This window comes from Chitinophaga sp., from assembly GCF_036569125.1.
In the GTDB taxonomy this organism is placed as follows: domain Bacteria; phylum Bacteroidota; class Bacteroidia; order Chitinophagales; family Chitinophagaceae; genus Chitinophaga.
Genome location: NZ_DATCRF010000136.1, coordinates 1 through 2,943, shown reverse-complemented (window position 1 = coordinate 2,943; position 2,943 = coordinate 1). Strand labels below are relative to the sequence as shown.

Sequence of the window (2,943 nt, the reverse complement as noted above, 5' to 3'; positions counted from 1 at the left end):
ATATACCATTGTGGTATTTACCTTCACTAAGTTCAGCCGCCAGAAACCGGAAGAAACCGGCAATACCATTGGTACTTACCTGACCACCCATTTCCCGGAGCTGATAGCTGGATTTAATGTGGTAAAGGGATTCCTGAACCTCAGCATCAATAGTGAGTACTGGGTACAATACCTGCAAACGAATTTCAACAATCCCAATGTAGGCCGCAAGCCTGCCAATGGTAAAAAGGTGATGGTGGAGTACTCCTCTCCCAACACCAATAAACCCCTGCACCTGGGGCACTTACGGAATAACTTCCTGGGTTACTCCATTGCGGAGATCTTAAAAGCCAATGGATATGAAGTGGTGAAAGCCAACCTGGTGAACGACCGGGGGATCCACATCTGTAAATCCATGCTGGCCTGGCAGCTGTTTGCCCATGGCGATACGCCGGAATCTACCGGCATTAAGGGCGATCACCTGGTAGGTGATTATTATGTAAAGTTTGAAACCCTGCTGAAAGAACAGGCGGAGCCCATTATTGCCCGGGTGCTGGAAAATGACTTCCGCGACTTTTCCGGCGCTGACCTGGAACGGGTAGAAAAGCTGGGCGCTTTGCTGCATAAGCCGGAAATACATGCCGACAAGGAAAAATCCGATAAGATCCATGACGAAATAAAAGAGCTGGCCCGGAATAAAACGGAGATCATGCAGCAGGCTAAGATCATGCTGCAGCAGTGGGAAGCCGGCAACCCGGAAGTGCGTACCCTGTGGAGCACCATGAACGGCTGGGTATACCAGGGCTTTGATGTAACCTACAAACGCCTGGGCATTGACTTTGACAAGATCTATTACGAAAGCGAAACCTACCTGCTGGGTAAAGACCTGGTGGAAGACGGCTTACGTAAAGGCGTGCTGTTTAAAAAAGAAGATAACTCAGTTTGGATAGACCTGACCAATGACGGGCTGGACCAGAAGCTGCTGCTGCGTGGCGATGGCACCTCCGTATACATGACGCAGGACCTGGGCACTGCCCGCCTGAAGTATGACGATTACCACATGGACCTGAGCATATACGTGGTGGCGGATGAGCAGAACTACCACTTTAAGGTATTAAAGCTGATCCTGGAAAAGCTGCAGGAACCGGCTGCTGACGGGGTTTTCCACCTCTCCTACGGCATGGTGGAGCTGCCGCATGGCCGTATGAAGAGCCGGGAAGGCACCGTGGTGGATGCGGATGATATGATCACTGAAATGGTGAACACCTCTGCCCAGCACACCAAAGAATCCGGCAAGCTGAAAGACTTCAGCGAGGACGAACTGCAACGCCTGTACGAAGTAATCGGGCTGGGCGCTATGAAATTCTTCCTGCTGCGGGTTGATCCCAAAAAACGGATGATCTTTAACCCCGAAGAATCCATTGACTTCCATGGTTTTACCGGACCGTTCATTCAATATTCACATGCACGTATCAAATCCATCCTGCGTGAAGCCGGTGTGACAGATACCAGTCATTTGGACACTTACAGGCATAATGACAGTTTACTGCCATTAGAGAAATCGCTGATCATGCTGAACGAGCAGTTTGGCGAAGTGCTGGAAGATGCGCAAAAAGAAATGAGCCCTTCTGTAATTGCCAACTATGCATTTAAGCTGGCGCAGGAGTTTAACTCTTTTTATGCGGAGAAGGTAGAGGGTAAATACACCTATTCTATTGTGAATGCAGAATCCGAAGAAAAGAAGAACCTGCGTTTGCAGATCATTACCCATACCGCGCATACCATCCGCCGCAGCATGCAGCTCCTTGGAATAGAAGTACCCGAGCGCATGTAATGCTTAATTAATAATTAAGAATGAATAATTAATAATCGTGGGGCTGTAAGTTAAGTAACACGATCACTGCAATAAAAAATGTCCTGCATCTTAATGGTGCAGGACATTTCTTTTTATAAAGATGTTATAGTTATAACAGGCGCAAACCTGCTATACGATTATTCATTCTTAATTATTCATTATTAATTATTAACGGCCCTGTCACAAAGCTCCTCCCCTTTCTGAAGCTCACCGGAACCGATATACGATTTTCCCAGCATGAACATAGCAAAGTAGTTCTGCGGCTGCAGGGCCAGCATACGGTTCCATAATACTACGGCGGCTTTGTAATTGCCTTCATAGTAATATACATGGCCGAGGTCGTGCAGTACCTGGAGATCTTCGGGGCTGGTTACATTGCCGGTGCTATCCAGCTTTGAAATTTGCTGATAATAATAAGTGCTCTGGCGGTAGTTCTCCATCAGGGCGTAGATCTGGCCCAGCTCCAGGTAAGCGGGTGTATAATTCTTATCCTGGATAATGGCGGCATGAAAGAACTTCAGGGCAGCATCCAGCTTACCTGATCTTTTTAATACCAATCCCTCTTTATACAAAGCCCTGGCTTTGTCTTTTGGGTGTGCAATGGCTAATTGTACTGTGAAAACTGCTATTACCAGCAGACATAGGATACGCATCATAGAGAAAACATGGTCTATTGTCCCTAACGCAAATATACGTTATTTTCTTATATGAATCACTCCATATCCTTTGCAGAGAAGGACAAAGGCAAGAGCTGACCGGCAGCTGCTATCACATATACCTGGCCGCTCTGGCCGCTCAGGATCAGGCGGATAGGTTGCTGCAAACGCTGCTCATACTCTGCCAGCGACTGCCGGCAAATACCGCAGGGTGAAATGGGATGCCCGCTGCTGCCGTTTAAATTATGGTAGCTGATGGCAATCGTATCTATGGGTATATTCGGATACAGTACCGTGGCGGCGGAAAGGGCCGTTCTTTCCGCGCAAATGCCGGCGGGGAAAGAGGCATTCTCCTGGTTGGTACCGCTTACCTGCTGTCCGTTGGCCAGGCGTATAACAGCGCCTACCCGGAAATTGGAGTACGGCGCATAAGCCTCGGCAGTAACCGTACGG

General features: G+C 48.4%; 3 protein-coding genes. 1 reads left to right on the top strand and 2 read right to left on the bottom strand.

Annotated elements, in window-relative coordinates:
• Window positions 1-1,813: arginine--tRNA ligase (gene argS, locus VIM87_RS04855; RefSeq protein WP_331995887.1), on the top strand; the 1,813-nt coding region annotated here is incomplete at its 5' end.
• Window positions 1,814-1,995: 182 nt separating this feature from the next.
• On the opposite strand, the gene VIM87_RS04850 is transcribed toward argS, so the two are convergent.
• Together VIM87_RS04850 and VIM87_RS04845 are read right to left on the bottom strand one after the other, a co-directional pair.
• On the bottom strand, window positions 1,996-2,490 hold the full coding sequence (locus VIM87_RS04850; RefSeq protein WP_331995886.1) for a tetratricopeptide repeat protein: 495 nt from the start codon (window positions 2,488-2,490) through the stop codon (window positions 1,996-1,998).
• A gap of 56 nt (window positions 2,491-2,546) precedes the next feature.
• The coding region (locus tag VIM87_RS04845; protein ID WP_331995885.1) for a cytidine deaminase at window positions 2,547-2,943 on the bottom strand (397 nt) is incomplete at its 5' end.

Coding starts and splice junctions, on each gene's coding strand:
- VIM87_RS04850 (WP_331995886.1), bottom strand. CDS start 2,490: ATGATGCGTATCCTATGTCTGCTGGTAATAGCAGTTTTCACAGTACAA.